The organism is Allocoleopsis sp. (assembly GCF_036703385.1).
GTDB lineage: Bacteria > Cyanobacteriota > Cyanobacteriia > Cyanobacteriales > Coleofasciculaceae > Allocoleopsis.
On record NZ_DATNPA010000369.1, the window covers coordinates 1 to 18328 of the forward strand.

General features: G+C 45.2%; 19 protein-coding genes and 1 tRNA gene. 9 read left to right on the forward strand and 11 right to left on the reverse strand.

Features of this window, described 5'->3' with window-relative positions; all coding sequences use genetic code 11:
- Positions 1-209: 209 nt before the first annotated feature.
- The 5 genes from glyQ (at position 210) to V6C93_RS18290 (ending at position 4984) form a co-directional block, all read left to right on the forward strand.
- Complete coding sequence (gene glyQ, locus V6C93_RS18270; RefSeq protein WP_349262758.1) at positions 210-1091, forward strand: glycine--tRNA ligase subunit alpha; 882 nt, start codon at positions 210-212, stop codon at positions 1089-1091.
- A gap of 219 nt (positions 1092-1310) precedes the next feature.
- Positions 1311-1790 carry a DUF4079 domain-containing protein gene (locus V6C93_RS18275; RefSeq protein WP_333478100.1) on the forward strand — a complete coding sequence of 160 codons (480 nt, stop codon included), beginning with the start codon at positions 1311-1313 and terminating at the stop codon, positions 1788-1790.
- Positions 1790-4123 (forward strand): ComEC/Rec2 family competence protein, encoded by a 2334-nt coding sequence (locus tag V6C93_RS18280; protein WP_333478101.1) that lies wholly within the window; start codon positions 1790-1792, stop codon positions 4121-4123. Before V6C93_RS18275 ends, V6C93_RS18280 begins: the two co-directional genes overlap by 1 nt.
- A gap of 173 nt (positions 4124-4296) precedes the next feature.
- Positions 4297-4383, forward strand: a tRNA-Ser gene (locus V6C93_RS18285).
- 439 nt (positions 4384-4822) lie between these two features.
- Complete coding sequence (locus V6C93_RS18290) at positions 4823-4984, forward strand: ribbon-helix-helix domain-containing protein (protein ID WP_333478102.1); 162 nt, start codon at positions 4823-4825, stop codon at positions 4982-4984.
- Between the two features lie 74 nt (positions 4985-5058).
- Here the strand turns inward: V6C93_RS18290 and V6C93_RS18295 are convergent, their stop codons facing one another.
- The gene (locus tag V6C93_RS18295; RefSeq protein WP_333478103.1) at positions 5059-5286 is read right to left on the reverse strand and encodes a hypothetical protein; all 228 of its coding nucleotides are present in this window, start codon (positions 5284-5286) and stop codon (positions 5059-5061) included.
- A 24-nt stretch (positions 5287-5310) separates the two neighbouring features.
- Positions 5311-5883, reverse strand: coding sequence for a 3'-5' exonuclease (locus V6C93_RS18300; RefSeq protein WP_333478104.1), 573 nt, complete (start codon positions 5881-5883; stop codon positions 5311-5313).
- Positions 5884-6458: 575 nt separating this feature from the next.
- Here V6C93_RS18300 and V6C93_RS18305 point away from each other — a divergent pair.
- A complete protein-coding gene (locus tag V6C93_RS18305; protein WP_333478105.1) occupies positions 6459-7307 on the forward strand; it encodes a hypothetical protein in 849 nt (282 codons plus the stop codon).
- Between the two features lie 47 nt (positions 7308-7354).
- On the opposite strand, the gene V6C93_RS18310 is transcribed toward V6C93_RS18305, so the two are convergent.
- Positions 7355-8746 carry a UDP-N-acetylmuramoyl-tripeptide--D-alanyl-D-alanine ligase gene (locus V6C93_RS18310; protein WP_333478106.1) on the reverse strand — a complete coding sequence of 464 codons (1392 nt, stop codon included), beginning with the start codon at positions 8744-8746 and terminating at the stop codon, positions 7355-7357.
- 367 nt (positions 8747-9113) lie between these two features.
- Between V6C93_RS18310 and V6C93_RS18315 the strand changes: the two genes are divergently transcribed.
- A complete protein-coding gene (locus V6C93_RS18315; RefSeq protein ID WP_333478107.1) occupies positions 9114-10397 on the forward strand; it encodes a hypothetical protein in 1284 nt (427 codons plus the stop codon).
- Between the two features lie 68 nt (positions 10398-10465).
- Here V6C93_RS18315 and pth read toward each other — a convergent pair whose 3' ends face one another.
- The 3 genes from pth to V6C93_RS18330 all read right to left on the reverse strand — a co-directional run bounded on the left by pth (position 10466) and on the right by V6C93_RS18330 (position 13828).
- Positions 10466-11086 (reverse strand): aminoacyl-tRNA hydrolase, encoded by a 621-nt coding sequence (pth, locus tag V6C93_RS18320; protein ID WP_333478108.1) that lies wholly within the window; start codon positions 11084-11086, stop codon positions 10466-10468.
- A gap of 233 nt (positions 11087-11319) precedes the next feature.
- A complete protein-coding gene (locus V6C93_RS18325; RefSeq protein ID WP_333478109.1) occupies positions 11320-11544 on the reverse strand; it encodes a DUF2811 domain-containing protein in 225 nt (74 codons plus the stop codon).
- Positions 11545-12127: 583 nt separating this feature from the next.
- Positions 12128-13828 (reverse strand): HD domain-containing phosphohydrolase, encoded by a 1701-nt coding sequence (locus V6C93_RS18330; RefSeq protein WP_333478110.1) that lies wholly within the window; start codon positions 13826-13828, stop codon positions 12128-12130.
- Positions 13829-14153: 325 nt separating this feature from the next.
- Here V6C93_RS18330 and V6C93_RS18335 point away from each other — a divergent pair, with 325 nt between their 5' ends.
- A complete protein-coding gene (locus V6C93_RS18335) occupies positions 14154-14360 on the forward strand; it encodes a hypothetical protein (protein ID WP_333478111.1) in 207 nt (68 codons plus the stop codon).
- A gap of 119 nt (positions 14361-14479) precedes the next feature.
- Here V6C93_RS18335 and V6C93_RS18340 read toward each other — a convergent pair whose 3' ends face one another.
- The 5 genes from V6C93_RS18340 to V6C93_RS18360 all read right to left on the reverse strand — a co-directional run bounded on the left by V6C93_RS18340 (position 14480) and on the right by V6C93_RS18360 (position 17460).
- Positions 14480-14821, reverse strand: coding sequence for a hypothetical protein (locus tag V6C93_RS18340; RefSeq protein ID WP_333478112.1), 342 nt, complete (start codon positions 14819-14821; stop codon positions 14480-14482).
- On the reverse strand, positions 14821-15180 hold the full coding sequence (locus V6C93_RS18345) for a hypothetical protein (protein WP_333478113.1): 360 nt from the start codon (positions 15178-15180) through the stop codon (positions 14821-14823). The genes V6C93_RS18340 and V6C93_RS18345 overlap by 1 nt, the downstream gene beginning before the upstream one ends.
- 1 nt (position 15181) lies before the next feature.
- On the reverse strand, positions 15182-16396 hold the full coding sequence (locus V6C93_RS18350) for an NRAMP family divalent metal transporter (RefSeq protein WP_333478114.1): 1215 nt from the start codon (positions 16394-16396) through the stop codon (positions 15182-15184).
- Positions 16393-16713: a hypothetical protein gene (locus tag V6C93_RS18355; RefSeq protein WP_333478115.1), complete on the reverse strand. Its 321-nt coding sequence runs from the start codon at positions 16711-16713 to the stop codon at positions 16393-16395. Before V6C93_RS18355 ends, V6C93_RS18350 begins: the two co-directional genes overlap by 4 nt.
- Before the next feature lie 450 nt (positions 16714-17163).
- Positions 17164-17460 carry an acylphosphatase gene (locus V6C93_RS18360; RefSeq protein WP_333478116.1) on the reverse strand — a complete coding sequence of 99 codons (297 nt, stop codon included), beginning with the start codon at positions 17458-17460 and terminating at the stop codon, positions 17164-17166.
- 94 nt (positions 17461-17554) lie between these two features.
- Here V6C93_RS18360 and V6C93_RS18365 point away from each other — a divergent pair, with 94 nt between their 5' ends.
- On the forward strand, positions 17555-18025 hold the full coding sequence (locus tag V6C93_RS18365) for an ABA4-like family protein (protein WP_333478117.1): 471 nt from the start codon (positions 17555-17557) through the stop codon (positions 18023-18025).
- Positions 18026-18328: the final 303 nt, after the last annotated feature.

Consider the following 18328-nt stretch of genomic DNA (forward strand, 5'->3'; position numbering starts at 1 on the left):
TAGGCTTTCAAACTATTAGTTTTTCTAGGTTCGGGCGCGTCGCTTGGCTTGTGACCTCGTTTGTCGCGCATTTACCAATGTATCTCTCTCTCCCCTCCTTGTCAACCCCTTTCACTAACAATATTTTTACCCCCCCTCAAACCCAGCTTTAATACGGTCTTTGCGCAAAAATGAATTATACGTTTTACGTCCGTTGCGCGGAGGTGGGTGTGAATTTTCAGTCAGTGATTACTACATTGCATCAGTTTTGGGGCGATCGCGGTTGCCTAATTGCCCAGCCCTACGATACAGAGAAAGGTGCAGGTACCATGAATCCCCATACCTTCTTGAGAGCGATTGGGCCTGAGCCTTGGTCAGTCGCATATATTGAACCTTGCCGACGACCGACCGATGGACGCTATGGTGAGAACCCTAATCGCTACCAGCATTACTATCAGTACCAGGTTCTGATTAAACCGTCGCCAGGTAATATTCAGGAAATATACCTGGACTCTCTCAGGGCGTTAGGCATTCATCCGGAAGACCATGACATTCGTTTTGTAGAGGACAATTGGGAGTCGCCAACATTAGGAGCTTGGGGAGTAGGTTGGGAAGTTTGGTTAGACGGAATGGAAATTACCCAATTTACTTACTTCCAGCAGTGCGGTGGAATTGATTGTCGTCCGGTCTCGATTGAGATTACCTATGGACTAGAGCGGCTAGTCATGTATCTTCAAGATGTTGATGCGTTTCCTAAGATCCGCTGGAATGAACAGATTAGTTACGGAGATGTTCACCTTCAGGGAGAGATTGAGCAATGTATATATAACTTTGAAGCATCTAACCCGGATTTACTGTTCACTCTATTTGGTCTTTTCGAGCAGGAGGCAAAGCAACTCAGCCAGCGAAAGCTAGTTCTACCAACACTTGACTATGTTCTAAAGTGTTCTCACACATTCAACTTACTGGATGCTAGAGGAGTTATTTCGGTCACAGAGCGGGTTGGCTACATTCGTAGAATCCGAGACTTAGCTAGACAAGTTGCTCAAGCCTATTTGCAGCAACGGGAGACTTTAGGGTTCCCACTTGACAGATTGCAGCCTTCTATATAAGGCCTGCGTTTAATTAAAACTGGTAATTTTGACTCTTTCATCCCTAGAAGAGGTCGGAGGTTGGAAAGTCAGCTCTGGCAGCTGCAACTTTTGCCAATCATTAAAAAACACGCTGAACTAGCACTAACAAAGAAACAATTTCATCTCACTCCTTAAAAGGAGTAAGCTGTGTTAAAGATTTGTGTAAACCTTGCATGAGAAAGAAAGCTTGTAAATCTCATGGCACAATTAAGCCAGCTGTTAGAACTGCTCGCTAGTCAATTCCGGAATATGGGCATTCCTGAACCAATTGTCCATTGGGGGCATCCAGCGATGATGGCTATTGTAATCTTTGTGATGGGTAGCTTTGTGGGGTTGGTAGGATGGCGAAGACGGGTGATAACTGATACAGCAGTAGCAATGAAAAGTTGCACTGAACACCACAAGCTTGCGCCTTGGAAGTTTCTTTTTATCGCTGTTGGTTACACCGGAGGGGTTCTGTCGCTGGTCATGCAAAATCATCCCATTCTGGAGAGCCCACACTTTTGGACAGGCTCAATTGTGCTGATATTGTTAGCTATAAACGGTGTTATCTCGGCTGTTGGCTTTGGAAGTAACAAACCAGTGATGCGTACTATTCACGCCTACTTGGGAAGCATGGCACTTTGCCTACTGTTTCCTAATACTGTGCTGGAGTTGAAGTTGGGTTTAGCAATCTGATGAGTCCTGCCGGTGGCGCTTTACTGAGTTTGGCTTATATTTTTGGCCTGCTGTTGACAGCTATTTTAGGGTCACCAACTCGACCTGTTCCTTGGACAGACTATGGCCTACTATGCTTGGGAGTGGTTGTTTTAAGCATAGTAGCAGCGATCGCAATACCTCGATTTTGGCGAACCGGACCCAAGCCGAAACTTTGGCTAGCGGCTGGAATTATTGCAGCTTTAGCACTTGTATACTTTCAAGCACGAGTGCCTAAACCTGTAGCGAATGACGTTAGTCAGTTCGTTCGCTCACGTCATGGCATTGTGCAGGAGCAAGTGGTTACGGTTCAAGGCAGGGTCAAAAGTACACCTCACCTGACACGCTCCTCTAAAGCTCAATTTTGGCTGGAAGCAACGCAATTAACCGAGGTCGAAAGCCGTGATAAGGTCGGTGCGACCAGTAAGGGAGTAACGGGAAAGTTGTATGTCACTGTACCTATGCTCCAAGCGACTGGTTTATATCCAGGTCAAACTATTTCCGTGACTGGTGTTCTGTATAAACCTAAGCCCGTATCAAATCCAGGTGCTTTTGATTTTGAGACTTATCTAGCCAAAGAGGGGTCTTTTGCCGGTTTCAGTGGGCGACAAGTTAGCTTTTTTGATGAGGGACAAGGACAACCTTGGGGATGGTGGAAGCTGAGGCAGCGCATCATCCGCGCCCAAGTCCGTCAGTTGATTAGTCCAGCAGGACAGCTTGTGAGTTCAATGGTTTTGGGGAATCAAGTGGTAGATATCCCCTACGATATCCGGGATCAATTTATTAAGGCTGGACTAGCACACGCTTTAGCTGCTTCTGGGACTCAAACTTCTTTGATTTTGGGTTTGGTATTAGTGCTGACTAAGCGTTTGTCAGTAAAAGCACAGTTGGGTTTTGGCACTGGAGCCTTACTTATTTTTGTTGGCCTAACAGGACTACAGCCTTCGGTACTGCGAGCAGCCATTATGGGCTTTGGGGCGTTAATTGCTTTGGTAACGCAACGGAAGGTTAAACCATTGGGTTCACTTTTAGTTGCTGCAACCATACTGCTATTATTTAATCCCCTTTGGATTTGGGATTTAGGATTTCAGTTGAGCTTTTTAGCGACGCTGGGATTGCTCATTACAGCACCGCCCCTGACCAAAACGCTGGACTGGCTGCCTCTGGCGATCGCATCCTTGATCGCAATTACCATTGCCGCCTCGTTATGGACGTTGCCCCTACAACTTTATGTGTTTAACATGTTTGCGCCTTATAGCATAACCGCAAATATTCTCTGTGCTCCGTTCATTGCTGTTATCAGTATCGGTAGTATCGTTAGCGCCCTAGCAGCCTTAATAGCGCCAATTGCAGGAAGCGCCTTAGCTGGATTGCTATACTATCCGACTCAGTTACTGATCATGCTGGTACACTTTTTCAACGAGCTGCCGGGAAGTATAGTGGCTGTTGGGAAGATTTCCCTGATACAACTGCTGCTACTATACAGCCTGATTGGCATCAGCAGTATTAACAAGAAGTGGCAAAAACGATGGTGGCTGGTTGGTTTAGTCGCTGTGAGCTTGATAGCGCTTCCAGTATGGCAGACGAAGATATCGCAGTTTCAAGCCACGGTATTCGCGACAGAGCAAGAACAAGTTTTAGTGATTCAAGATCAGGGTAAAGTGGCATTAGTTAATAGTGGGGAAGTAGATACCGTTAGCTTTACAGTTTTACCTTTCCTGCAAAAGCAAGGTGTCAATCACATTGATTGGGCTATCGCCCTTGATAGCGAGCCCCGTCTCAGGAGTGGATGGTTACAGATCTTGACCAGTTTGCCAGTTAGGAGCTTTTACGATATTGCTGCTGCTCAATCCGCGCCAGCTGAAACTAAAACCATTGCTAGTGCTATTCAAGCTCAAAAAGGCAACTATCAGCGGGTATCAACAGGGCAAAGGATGTTCGTGGGTTCTACACCCATCGAATTAATTAATGTCGATCCACCCGTATTACAGTTTCAACTCCGCTACCAGAGTTGGTTGCTCTTGGGTGAAATGAAGTCAGAGGCTCAACAGCAGTTAATTAAAAGCCGTAATATCCCACCTGTTCAGGTGCTGTGGTGGTCTGGAGAAAGTTTAGCACCAGACTTATTAAAAGCACTCCAACCGAAAGTTGCGATCGCCTCTTCCAAAACAGTGGACTTAGATACAGCAAAGCTTCTGCAAAGAGCTAAAATACCACTCTATTGGACGGGTCGCGATGGTGCGATTGAGTGGACACCCCAGCAGGGTTTTGAAACAACCATTGAGGCAACCAATAAAGATGCACCACTCCTTTGACAGTAGCTGTTCTATGTATCCCAATGTCACAACCTGAGCCACCTAAGTTGGAAGCGGGTTGAGCCATAGCGATCACCCTGCTATATTAGACAGGGTGATTATTAGCCAAGGTAGTGGGATAGCTAGAAGCTTACCAAAGGATTAAGATAAGCAAAGAAGCAACGGCCTAACCTGGAGAGGTGGCAGAGCGGTTGAATGCGGCAGACTCGAAATCTGTTGAAGGGTCAAACCTTCCGGGGGTTCGAATCCCCCCCTCTCCGTTAAAACTTAGAGTATGGTCTCTTGCCGCCCCTTAGGGGAAGAGAATCGGGTCAAGATTAGAGTTGAAGGCGATGATCGTTGTTGATACTAAACCAGATAGCGATCGCATCTTGGTATTCGTAAAAATTCGGATGCATCTATCACTAACCCCCAAGAGCGCAAACCTGACGCGTATTATTGCACGGAAGAGGCTACAGAGAAGTCGCCCTGGTGTACCAACAAGCTCTACCCAGAAGAATTTTTGATAGTGGAAAGCTATGCCTTTCCCAAGACGGAGCTTGGCTTTGCGTGAAACGACAAGCACGTATAATTCTCCCAATGAAACTCACTTGTTATGTTTTGTTCTAGACTAGATTAATTTCTTTAAGGCTGTTAACCATCAAAAAAAACTGGAAGATTGTATAATGCAATATAATAAACCGTTAAACTACATAAATTATGAAAAATCGTGGTCGAGTAACGGCATATTTACCTGAAGAAATCCAGAAAGCTTTGGAAGAATGGGCAGAAGAAGAGAGCCGATCATTGAGTAGCCTCGCCACCTATCTACTGACTCAGGCCGTAAAAGAGCGCCAACAACAAAAAGAAAAACAAGAATAATCCAGGTTTGTCACAGCTAGAGCGTCAGTTAAGTATTTCTTTGACGAAAGACTCAAGATCTACGTTTTTAGGGATTAATCATACAGAAGGAGCAAGTGCGATCGCACTCTCAGTTCCTCGAATTTCAGCCAATGCTCCATGAGCTGCCAGATGAATAGTTTGGTTTTGGGCATCAGGTACTCAATGCTTGAGTGTTTAGATCTTTGCCGATGATGGCTGCGGTATTGCTCAGGAGGTAATGGCTTAAGCTTACCCTTTGAGACAATGACAATAGCACTGGCAGTAAAAACTCCCTGTTTCAAGAGAAAGGATAGGACTGGCCTCTTTTATGGTGAGTTGAAGGAACCTCTTCTTGCATTTAAGAGCAATGTTGAAAGAATGCCAGCTATATTCCAAGCATCATCTTTTCCCCGATGATGGGTACCTTCTAGGGGAAGATTTAACAATTCTAAAGCTTCTGCCATACCGACTTCACGAGGCAAAGCATAAAAAACCGCTAAAAGGCTTTTAACATTAATATGCCGATTGCCAAACGGATAAGTCATAGAGCGAGATTGACATTGCTTGTGAAATTGGCTGCGGTCATAGTCCCCATAACTTGCCCAAATGCGCTCTTTCGATAAATAGTTCTTCCTAAGAGTTGAACAAGCCTCAGAAAAGGTAATACCGCGATCGACTTGTTCTTGAGTTAACGTCGTCAGCTGAGTACAGAACTCACTAACACTGGAACGTTCAGGCTTTACTAAAAGACTTTCTTTGTTTAAACGTTCTCCTGAAGCAATATCGAGAGGACAGATACCAATTTCGATAATTTCACTTTCCTGTTCAGGAGGTGTTGTTTTCTCCCAGCAGGTGGATTCAATATCCACCACCAAAATTTGGTCTAGTTTTATAGCCATTTTCTCCTCCTGTAGAGTTTTCGAGATAGTTCGATAGTTCGATAAACTTCATAAATCTCTAGGTTATTTTGTAAACTGGCAAAAAGTTAATGTCTAAATAAATTTTGTGGCAGCACAGATTTATAGTGATTAAATAGCTCTACAATCTTTTGTTTTACTTTCAATTACATACATTTCATCTATATTTTATCCTCAATTAAAATTAACAAATTCTTCATTAAATTTACCGAAAATCCCGAGGATTATAAAGAATCAGTAAAACCCGTGATTATTATATCTGCAACCTGTAAGGCTTATGTATTATAGAGAGTAATCCATAATTTAAGATTTACACACTACAAATTTGCCCTCAAAAATATCCCCTTATCTATATTTTTGAGGCTCAGAATGAAGATGTGTAGCTAAGCATGAGCCTCAACAGGGTGTAGAGGGACATCAACTTTGATTGCTGGTGGCTTACTTGAAACCGGAATCAGTCAAAGCCATGTTTCTATTAAAACATACTGGATTGAAATGAGATATTTCACTTCATGCTCGTTCTGAATACCTTCGCTGAATCTTTACAAAAGTTTCATATGGCTATTTCTAAATTGTCTAAAATTCTGAATCCAGACACTCTAGAGACTGAACAGCGAGCAGCGAGAATACTTAAATCCAAATCTGGCGGTATTAAGTCTTCATCTGCAAACTATTTTAATGTTCAAGAGCCAAGTAATAATAGTTTTATAATCAGGAGCGTTGATATACCTGAAATCCTTGATTCTTTAAAGAAAGATGGATTTTCTCTAGGAATTAATCTTCCTCCAGAACTCATTAGTGAAATTTGGACTTTTGCAAATCGCACTCTGTGCTATGGAAATAATGACCCTAGCTTAGGTTTCTACTATTCGGAAAAAGAACAAGCTCAAACTAAGTATGGGAGCATTTTCAAGATAGGAGATTATTACAAAAAAACCTCTCTTTGCCCAGTTATCAAACAGCTGGGAAGCGACCCAATTCTATTAAAAATTGCTACCCAATATCTAGAGTCTGAAGCAGTACATCAAGGAAATCAGCTTCGGTGGAATTTTCCAGTAGAGTTACCCATCTATGAACGAGGCCAATCCACTCAGATGTTTCATCGGGAGGGGAATAAGCGCCGCGTTCTGAAGTTTTTATTCTATATAACCGATGTGGACTTGTGCAGTAATCCTCATGTCTGTGTCCGGGAGAGCCATGTTAGGAAGGAGCCTATGCCTTTATATCGACGTAGAGAATACTCTTACCAAGAGATAACCGAATATTACGGTTATAACAATATCGTACCCATCTGTGGAAGAGCCGGTTTGGGATTTGTGGAAGATATGCGTTGCTTCCACAAGAAAGCATCTCCAGGTAGTAAAGATCGATTGACTCTACAAATAAAGTTTGGAGTTAAGGACTAAAAGAAGCATAAACCTGGAACTGTGGTCATGCTTGATCCTTTAAAACTTTATAATCTGAAGTTGGTTGACTCACGAAATTGGTTAACAACTCGATCTAAACCAACAGAGCGCGAAGCCTTAAACAAAAGGCGATCGCCGGGTTGTACCAATTCCTGCAAACGCTTAAGTACAGCATCCTGGCTGGAAAAGCAGTCTACTGACATAGGCGCAACACCTGTAGCGTTAGCAGAGCTAGCACCTTGGGCGATTGCTTCTGCCTCTGGGTCTTCTGTCAAAACCAACAAGGCATCCAGATTCAGGTTCTGCGCCGTCTTTCCAACTTGTTGATGAAATTCAGGCGATCGCTCTCCTAATTCCTTCATGGTTCCTAGCACCGCAATATGTCGCTTGCCGGGAGTCTGATCCAGCAGATGCAGTGCCGCAATCATGGATTCCAGTCCAGCATTGTAGGTTTCATCAAGAATCACAACATCGTTAGGCAAATCGTAGCGCCGCGATCGCCCAGCAGGCAGCTCAACCGCTAAACCCTTGTTAAGCGTTGCCCAGTCAATCTCCAGGATTTTCGCTACGGCAAGCGCTGCCAAATAATTCAGGGCATTGTGACGACCTGGCAAGGGAAGAGGAAACTGCCTTCCCTCAACCTCCAGCGTTTCAGAGTCAATCAACTGCCCCTGTAAATCACCCCCCTCTAGCCCATAGGTCAAGGTCTGTCCCTGCCAAACCGTCGCAGCTGTGTCAATTAAGCGTTGATTATCATGATTGAGCACTGCCACTCCAGTGGCAGGCATTTCAGCTAAAAGTTCACACTTGGCTTTTGCGATCGCCTCTTCTGACCCCAAAAGACCTATATGCGCTGTACCCACATTGGTAATCACACTCACCGTTGGACGTGCAATCTGGGTCAATAGTGCAATCTGCCCAGAACCACGCATCGCCATTTCAATCACAGCATAGTCATGCTCTGAGTCCAATTGCAGCAAAGTTTTCGGGACTCCGATTTCATTGTTGTAATTGGCTTGAGTTTTGAGGACGTTGCCTTGGGTTGACAAAACTGCCGCTATCAGTTCCTTCGTCGTAGTTTTGCCTACCGAGCCCGTGACGGCAATCACCGGAATATTGAACTGGTCGCGCCACCATCGAGCAATCTGTTGGTAGGCTTGGAGCGTATCTTCTACCTGGAGTTGTGGCACTCCATTGAGCTGAGAACCTGTACGGCGATCAGTAATTGCCGCGATCGCTCCCCTCTCGATAGCCACAGCGGCAAAGTCATGCCCATCGAATCTTTCTCCTCGCAGTGCGAAAAACAAATGACCTGGTTTAAGACTACGGGTATCGGTTGTAATATCAGTAAATTTTGCCGAAGCCGCTTCATCCGATAGGTTTACTGGTAGAGCGTCAATAATGTCAACTAGTTGAGTCACAGAAAGGTGACAAGGCATGAGTCTATCTTTCCAAATATGACAAATTTATGCTTTGCTGGAATAAAGTTTTGTAATTTACACCATAGGGGGGTTGCGAGGATTGCTTCAGTAAAATGTTGAACGCTGGCTATGGCTTCACTCAAACTTTACAATTCTCCTGTTTATTTCCGGATCTCGATGAAGAGTTGAGCAAGATATGCTGTTAGTCAAATAACCTATTCTAAAATAGGTAAGCTTTAAGTATACCCGCTTAGGCTGGGTAATGTTGTAATGCATGGCATTATTAGTGCCTCCCCAGAGACCTAGTCAATTTCAAAGTGACATTTTCTCGCAAAAACCGCTATATAACTGGCCCGAGCGTCTGAACGTAGGAGGGCTCACAGAAGTGACTACTACTTGGACAGAGTCTGATATCCGACAACCTAGCTTAGAAGAACAGCAACTGTACGATCATTTACTCTATTGCGTACAGGTAGAGTCGTGTAGCCAACTGATTGAGCGCTTCCGAGGTCTCTTTTTAGATGGGGTGAGATACGAGGAGCCACAAGTCTGGTTGGCGCTAGAGAAAGTGGCAATGAATAAGCGAGCTGAGCAAGAGTTTAAGTTTGTACTTAACCGTTGCTGCCATATTTTGATAAATCGCTGGCAGATGCAGCCTCAACTACAAGGAGCAATCCCTGAGTTAGTGGCGCTATTCGAGAATCCCCCCGATCCGGCAAGAGTTCAATCGCGTGGAGCAAGACGTCTACGACAGCTGGTACAGCTTTTCACTGAAACAGAGCAATACATTACTTTACAACGTTTGTCAAGGGTAATTGGTGAATCAGCAGAAGCTTATAGCAATGGTTCTATAGCTGTAGGCACACTTATTCAACGGTATCCATACCTGTACGAACATTGCCTGCTGAGTGAAGACAGCAGTTACGAGCATCAGCAGACTGTCCGGCAAATTCAATCCCGGATTCAGCGGCGTTTTGAACTGGATTTGTCGCAGTATGTCACTTATCAGGTGCGACGAGCTCAATCGATACGTACCCAGGCTAAAGAAGCCCAAGATAAAATTATCCAACCCGTTAAGAATCCCACACTGTTAAGTGAACGGGAGTTAGCAGCGGCTCTGAAGCAATTTGTCGGCAAAGTCCAAGGTTCTGATACTTATCGGGATGTTGCCCAAAGTTTCCTCACCCATAGTAGTCAAACGACTTCTTATGGAGCTTTTAAAGACGATTTATATGAGTACTTGACCACTTCGATCGATCCAAGTTACGGAAAACGTCAGTTCAATGATCGCCTTTACAATCATCTCAAAAGTACCTTACCGCATTGCGATTCCCAGACGCCGACTGAGTTTCTACTAGTGCGAACGTGTAGTCAGTTATTGAACTTCTTAGTGGTGGAAAGTCCTCAGCGACCTAACCACTTTATTTTTGTCGATCTGATTACCAACCTAGGCGCAACCCTGACCACTGGCTTACTGCTCAAGATTGTGCTACTGTGCCGCAAAGTCAAGCCCTACTTGGAAAAACGGTTTTCCATACTGTTCAATCACTATGAATCTTCCACAAGAGATGGTGTACCGTGGTTAGTCAAATCTCTGGAAAACCTGAATGTGGCTTTTAGTGTCCACTTTGGAGCAGCTGACCTTTCCTGCCTGAATCAAATTATGTGATAGGAAGGGTTGCAGGTTGGTAGGTTGCAGGTTGGTAGGTTGAAAGTTGTTTTGTGAACATTCAACATTCAACCCAATTCTACTGTGCGATTATTGTAGAGACTCATCGCCTTTTCGACTCCTTGCTTTAGAGCAAGTTCTACAGAATCAACAACAAGTCGGAGAACTTCAGACATAATCTGGGTTTCTTCCGGTGAAAATTTTCCAAGGACATGAGAAACACTGTCCTTGTCCGCACTAGACTTGCCGATGCCAATCCGCAGGCGAGGAAAATTTTGTGTACCTAAATGAGCGATCGCCGACTTCATTCCATTGTGTCCACCCGCTGAGCCTGACAGACGCAGCCGCAGACGCCCCACAGGTAAATCCATTTCATCGTAAATAATGAGTACCGATTCAGGTGGTAGCTTGTACCAATCCGCTACAGCACGAATCGCTTGACCTGAGCGATTCATATAGGTGAGCGGCTTAAGCAAACGCACTTTATCTCCGTTAGCGGCGCGTCCTTCTCCAAATAATGCCTGAAATCGGCGATTTTCGCTCCAAGAAATCTGCCAAGTTTGTGCTAAGGCATCAGCAGCCTCAAAACCAATGTTGTGACGCGTTTTATCATACTTGGGTTCAGGATTGCCCAGACCCACAATCAACTGAGGAATTACTAGGGTAGATGTTGAGAGGCTATCTGTCATTAAAGCTTTGAAAATTTTAACCAGTTTGGAATCGGTTGCTTTGGCGATCGCTTAAATTCAGTATCCGCCACCTTGAGAAGTGCGACCCAAAAACACCTGCGATTTTAGCAATGAAGGGAAACACCCATCGCTCTGCTACTTCTGCATCCTGATGACGGGGATAAATTGAGCGACGGGTCTTGATCAGGAGGTAAGGGAAGGCTAACCCTAGAACTCGATTCGTAATCCCTGACTCAAGCCGGATACTGAAACAGGGATTCTAGATAGACACGAGCACAGGCGCGATAGGTTTGGGAGCCTTCTGGTGTCCGCCCATTACCATTTTGGAGCAAAAAGAGCGACAGGGCTGCGGCAAAGACCCGGTCTTGATCCCAGGTTGGATGGTTTTCCAAGTAGCGCTTGAGGGATTCGTGCAGATCTTCGGGGATTTCTGTCAGGATGCTAACGGTTGCGTTCATGTGTACCTCTCGTTTCATGGCGTGTTGGGACAAAATAACCTGGCTTTCAGCGCCTTTGAGCGTCGGCTTTACAGCTGAAAGCTCGCAAAAGATGAGCTTGAGAAAGCACCCTCTCTAACTCCGTTGGGCTCTTTTCCAAGAGAAACTTTTAAGGGTTGGTCGCACCATTGTCGGCTGAGATGGGGTGGGGTTGTCAATGCTGCGAAATATTACAACCCTTCTCAAACGCCAAAAATAGTTACGAAAGAATCGGGCTTTGAGACTGATCCCCGTTAAATTTCTTTACATAAATGTAGTCTTGAGCCACCCTCAGAGACGTGAGTGGGAAAATCCCCAGGAGGACAGGAAGACCTGATCCTAGGGTGTCTACCTGTGGAAAATCAGGAGCTGCCTGTGGAAAATATGGAAGACCTGTGTGGAAATGCTGGGGAATCTTTGGGGAAAACGGAAGCGAAAAATAAGAATTGCAAACAGAGGAAGTGGTAATGAACCAGGGGGAATGGAGATAAGGAAACAAAACAAACAAGGGAGAGTTGGTATAGTGTTATCCTCTCCCTTGTTTTCCCCATTGCTAATCTTGATCTCAAGCGACGGAGTGAGCCTCAACGGGTAGAGTATGACCTAAAACAGTAAAAACCTGTCGTTGCTCAAATAATTCGACTAAGTCGGCGTTGATTTTGTTTTTAGCCGCTTCTTGCCGCAGGATTTTGAGGGCGGTGTCAAGCGGGAGGCGACGCTTATAGGGGCGATCGCTAGCGGTGAGGGCGTCGTAGATGTCCGCAACCGCCAGCATCTGCGATTGGATAGGAATTTCCTCTTGCTTCAAGCCCTGAGGGTAGCCACTGCCATCCAGCTTTTCGTGATGTCCGTAGGCAATCGTGGGAACATCTTTGAGATGCTTTGTCCAGGGAATGCGTCTGAGAAAGTGGTAAGTGTGGGTCACGTGTGCTTCAATACCCAAACGCTCTTGGTTAGTCAGGTTACCTCTGGAAATTAGTAACTGAGCCATCTCTACCTCTGTAATCAGGGGTTTCGTCTCGCCGTCAATATCTCGATAGGTATATTTAGCGAGAGCTGCCAGTTGAGCCGAAGTTTCTTCAGAAAACGCCTGAAAATCTCTTCGGATTACAACATCAGGTTCATTGAGTTCTCGGATAAACTCTAAGTAGTATTCGAGCGCCTCAATGGTTTGAGTCAGCTGATTATCGAATTGTTCGAGTCTTTGGCAGTGAGAACAAGCCGTTTCAGAGGTGTTGTCCCGATGATCATGGCTTGGATGCTCAATTAAATATTTGAATTTGTTTTGAGCGCATTCCATTTCTAGGGTGCGACGTGCCACAGCAAAGCGGTGGCGAATGATTTCGAGCTGGTCGGGATAAAGTTTTTTCTGTTTGCCTAAAATGGCTTCTGGAATTCCAACTTTGCCAAAGTCGTGCAACAGGGCAGCATAGCGAATTTCTTGAATCTGGCGATCGCTAAACTGAATTAACCGCAACGGCCCACTGCTAATGGAACGAGCCTCTTCCGAGAGACGCACGGTAAGTTCAGCCACCCGTTCCGAGTGGCCAGAGGTCGTCGGGTCGCGTGCTTCAATAATCTGCACAGAGGCTCTGACGAACCCTTCAAAGAGATTCTCGATACTCTTTTGCAGCTGATTGCGTTCAATGGAAATTGCCGCCTGAGAAGCGAGCGATCGCACAATTCGTTCTTCCCATTCTGAATAAGGCTGGGTCACCACTATCCCATTCTCAGTCGTGAGTATGATATCGGACGTGACCTTACGATTGATCAGTTGCAGCACCCCAATAATTTCCCCATCCTGGTCTTGCATCGGCAGTACCAGCACCGAGCAAGTACGATAGGGCATACTCGTATCAAAACTACGGTCTAGCTGGTAAGGGACATCCGGGGGCAAATTGTAGGCATCCGGTAAATTTAAGCTTTCACCCGTCAGCGCCACATACCCCGCCAGACTTTTGCGAGTCAGGGGCATCGCGAACTCCTGAAAGGGATTGTTCGGTATAGAATCATTCTGTGCGACCTTAAATATCAACTTAGGAGTTGCGTCCTTACGGTCGATCAGATAAACGCTACCGGCATCGCTACAGGTAATTTCCCGGCTCTTGGATAAAATTAGCTGCAATAATTCATCTAAATTGTTGGTACTTGAAAGGGCTGTACCAATTGCCAACAGCTGCTCTATGAGTTCAACTCTTTCAGGAGAAGCCTCTTGTAGAAGCTCTTGGCTTTCAAGGGTCAGTATTCGGGAGTAGGATGCTGTCATGAATGTTTGACGGATAAATCACTAATGATGGGTAATCATGGCTTGTTCGAGTCGCCGTAGGTAGAAGTATTAAGCGACTCTGCTGTGAGCGACGGGTTTATCCATAATTGAATTCAAACCTGGTTAGGTCGCTCATGAAACTCCGAACCTATGCACCCAACTCAGGAAAATCATCAGCCACATTCTTATTTTCACCCTGATAGAGCGTTTAACTCTCAGGTTTGAAAAACTTGATTAACACTTTACACTTTTGACGATATTTTAGCGTGCTATTCAGCGGCTTTCTGGCAATTGTTTTTAATTTTTCAGTGGAAAGTCGCTCATTGTGCCGCATGAAACCATTGTTCTCACTCCTGAGATGAAATTCCGGCAATCCAGGCAAAATTATTCCGCACCCTCAGTCGTTCGGTGTGGTACACCTAGCCGATGCCCTGTATCCAACCGTAATCACGCAATTCTTCCGCAAAATGCCACATGGCTGACCAAATCTACACCAGTTTTTGACGGTGGTAACGTCAGCTTAGCGATTTAATCAGTATTACTGGCGTATTACCTTAGCTCTGGCTTGCAACTTTTCAGCGCGGTTCGTTCAGTCGGTAATTCAAGGTCTTGAAACCTTTTTAGGAATCAGGAGAATTGCTGGTGTATACACTAGGGAGAAGCGTCTTCCTGTTCTTCAGATAAAGCCTTCAATTCGTCTAAACTACAGTGCAATCGTGGATGTTCAGGGTCAGCCAGATTCATTTTCTCCCAAGGCACTCTGTACCCTCCATAAAGTTTACGCGCTCCGAATAAGTGCAGCATTTTTACCCCAATCGTCCAGGCTGATAGCCGTTCAAGCAAAGCAGCAGAACCCACTAAATATTCCTGTATAACCCATTCATCACCTTGCTGCTCGGCTCGCACTTCCTCAATTCGTCCGATACATTTGCCCGTGGCATCTAGCACGGGTTTACCCAGCAGCAGTTCCAGATGAAGTTCGCGAGTTGCCATTATCCTGCTCCTGGAATTCGTTTAATAATGTTCTCGCGTAACCATTTTTCGTAACCTAATGCTGGTGTTTCTTCCGCTTCCAGATCAACTTCTACATCAATACCAACATCACGCACTTGGGAAAACGGAATCCGAAACGGCTGATCTTGCTTCGCCCCCCATTTACTTTGCAGTGCAACTACCCATCCTTGTAATCGAGGGTGTAAGCGTCCGGCAAGGGTTGGGATACCCACTTCAAGATACGCTAATCGAGGCGGCTCTCCCTCCTTGCACTCGATGACAATCCCATCGACTTTGCCCATCTTGTGCTGATTGCGATCAACAATTTGGTTGTCGAGGACATCACGAATAACATCCATTTCAGCCTCCAATGATTTCCAAGGGAATTGCCACGATCGCTAATACGAATGCTAGTGCGATCGTGAAGATGACTACGCTGTTACTAATCCAACCATTGCGATGTTTACCCACATAGTTTTTATCATTCATCAATACTAAAAAAGGCACAATCACAGGCGGTAAAATTAATGTGGTGATTGCCATAGAGAATAGAGTTAATTGTAAAGGGTCAATTCCAAACACCATCAGCAGGGAGGCAAGGAAAACAAACACGGTGTAGACAAGACTAAACCTTGCGGCATCCTTCGGCTTCAGATTTTCGCCCCAATTCCAACCAAACGCTTGAGCCACAATATAAGCGGTGTCTAAAGTAACCTCCAGTGCTGCACCAAAGCAGGCAATACCCAGTGAAGCCGCAAACAGCATAAATCCCCAGTAACCAAAAGGTTGTGTCAACATTAGTGCCGCTTGTTCATAACTATCCACTTGGATGCCTTTGGGGTTGAGTACAAGCGCCGCCACAATTAGTACGCCCAAGGAAACAATGCTACCGAATCCCATGCCTAAACTCGCAACGCCGCGATTAACACCAATATGCCCTTCATCCCACTTGTCTTCTACAGCACCGGATGAGTAGAAGTAAAATAAATAAGGGCTAATTAAGGCTCCCAGAATACTAACTGCAATAAACAAGTAATGAGAAGTGTCATTTTTGGGTAAACTTGGCAACAACTCCCTACCAATTTCTGTTAAAGATGGATGCAGCTTAAAGGTGGCAAAAACAAAGACTAGCGTGACAAGTCCCAGGAATGAAATTCCATTTTCGATAATGCTGAAATTGCCCTTCCAAATCAGTAACCAGATAGCGAAGGCGACAGGTAAAGCCCACCATTGAAAGCTGATACCTGTAACCAACTGTAGAGCAATACAAACACCCCCAATTTCTGCCCCTAAAACTAGAAAATCAACAACAATTTCTGCCAATAAGGGGATAATATAAAAGTTGAATCCAAATCGTTCGCGTACCGCAGCCGCTAGCGTATGTTTGCTCACAGCAGCCAACCGCCCGGACATTTCTACTAAAAAGATGACGCAGATTGTCCCTAAGACGATCGCCCAGATTAGGTGAAAGCTGAAAGCCGAACCGGCTTCTGCGGCTGTTGCGATCGCGCCCACATCCAGAAAGCCGCCAATACTGGTAATAATACCCAACGCGATTTCTAGAATTTTGCTCATAAGTTTACACCAGCGGTTTTTGCAAGGTTACTGATGCTCTGTTCTTGCGCCGATAATTGCTGAATCTGCCGCTCCATCGCCCTAGTATCTTTCTGTTCCACTGCCTTTGACATTTGCTCCAGTGTTCCTTGAAGACGCTGCAACTGAATTACAATTGTCGTTCGATTCTGAGCAGGAGCTTTTTGGGACAAAGTATCTACTTCGTTTTGCAGTTCTTTTTGCGTTTTAGAGAGTGTTCGTTTGGCGTAAGCCGTCGGGACATCTCCTCGCATCCAAGTGTCGCCAACTAGGTGAGCGGTTGCTGTCCAAGACTTCACAGTTTTGATCTCTTTTGCCAGTTCATCCGAGGAGGATTTGCTGCTGCACGCGCTCAAGATTGTTAACAATAGCAACAAACTTACTGAACGTATCCCCTCCATAAGTTCCTCAATTCCTCACTTGATTCAGCCGCTATAGCATCATTATTCCTCTGAACCTGTTCAGCTTGCACCTTCCCTAAGAAGGAGGGAGGGATAGGAGGTTATAGAGATGGATTTGGTATGAGCTTCCACAGCCTGAAGTGTTAGGTTATGGATTTTTGGGCTTGGGATGGCTCTTCCCTTCTTTGTGGAGACCAGCTTATTGATATTAGTTTTTCTGTTAATCATTATCTTCTTGCTGTAACATTTCACACCAGAAAGTAAGACTAAACAAAAGCTATTGGTAAGGTAGAGATTTAAGCCGCGCGCTGTTAATTGGTTCGGGCAAAGTAACGGGAACTATTCCCGTTATCGCTCAATCTTAAATCCTCGTAGCCCTTTAGGTTGTTCGTATTCAACCGCCATCTCTTTCACCAAAGCACCCCTTGACCCTTTTTGGCACCAACCAATCATTTCCTCAACTACTTTCTTACTCCCTTCAAAAACAGCTTCCACACGACCATCTGGGACATTTCGCACCCAACCATTTACACCCAATCGAGAAGCCTCATCCATAGTCGAGTAGCGGTAGCCAACACCCTGAACTCTTCCGGAGACGAAAACATGGGCGCGGATAGGTTCTGATGGCTCAATTGGGTTTTGCATAATAAAACAGTCTGGGGTTGACGACACTCAGATTCTACTGCTCGACTTCGGTAAAATCACGAGTAGTCCGCCTTAATTCTTCCTACTGAACTCTATGAGCATTTCTCAACTTTTCAATATCGCCAATCTCTTCGTGTTGCCCTTCTGGACGCTGATGATTTTCCTGCCAAATTGGGGTGTTAGCCGCAAAGTGATGGCGTCGTATCTTCCCTTTGTAGCATTGGCTCTCCTATACATCTATTTGTTCATTAGCAGCATTACACCGGAATCTGCTGCTGCTTTATCTAATCCTCAGCTAGCTGATATTGCCCGATTTTTTGCAGATGAGAAAGCGGCTGCGACAGGATGGATTCACTTCCTTGTGATGGACTTGTTTGTTGGGCGCTGGATTTACTTGGAAGGACAGCGTACAGGTGTCTGGACAGTTCACTCACTTGCGCTGTGTTTGTTTGCTGGACCGATGGGATTGCTATCTCATATTCTGACTTACTGGATTTCACAGCGATTTACTGCCTCTGCTGAATCAGACACTACCACTCCTTCGACGGGAACTCCTCAAGCTTAGGTGAATGGTATTGACATAACATCAGTTCGTAGCTGTAATTGGGTGCTTTTTGCACTGAAGCGCTACTACAAGCAGGTTAAGTCGAATGGCACTGACTTAAGCGCTGAACTAAAGTTCGGCGTTTAAGCTGAAGCCCATTAAAACGGGTTGAAATGCTTATTGAGTAACCTTTAGCTTACTTCAGCTTTGAACCTGAAATTTATTTCAAGGCTCTTATGTCAGTGACATTCAGGTTAAGTCAGTGCCACTCAGCTAAGCTGCAATGTAAACGCTTACCGTCCCGCGATCGCGATCGCAACTCCA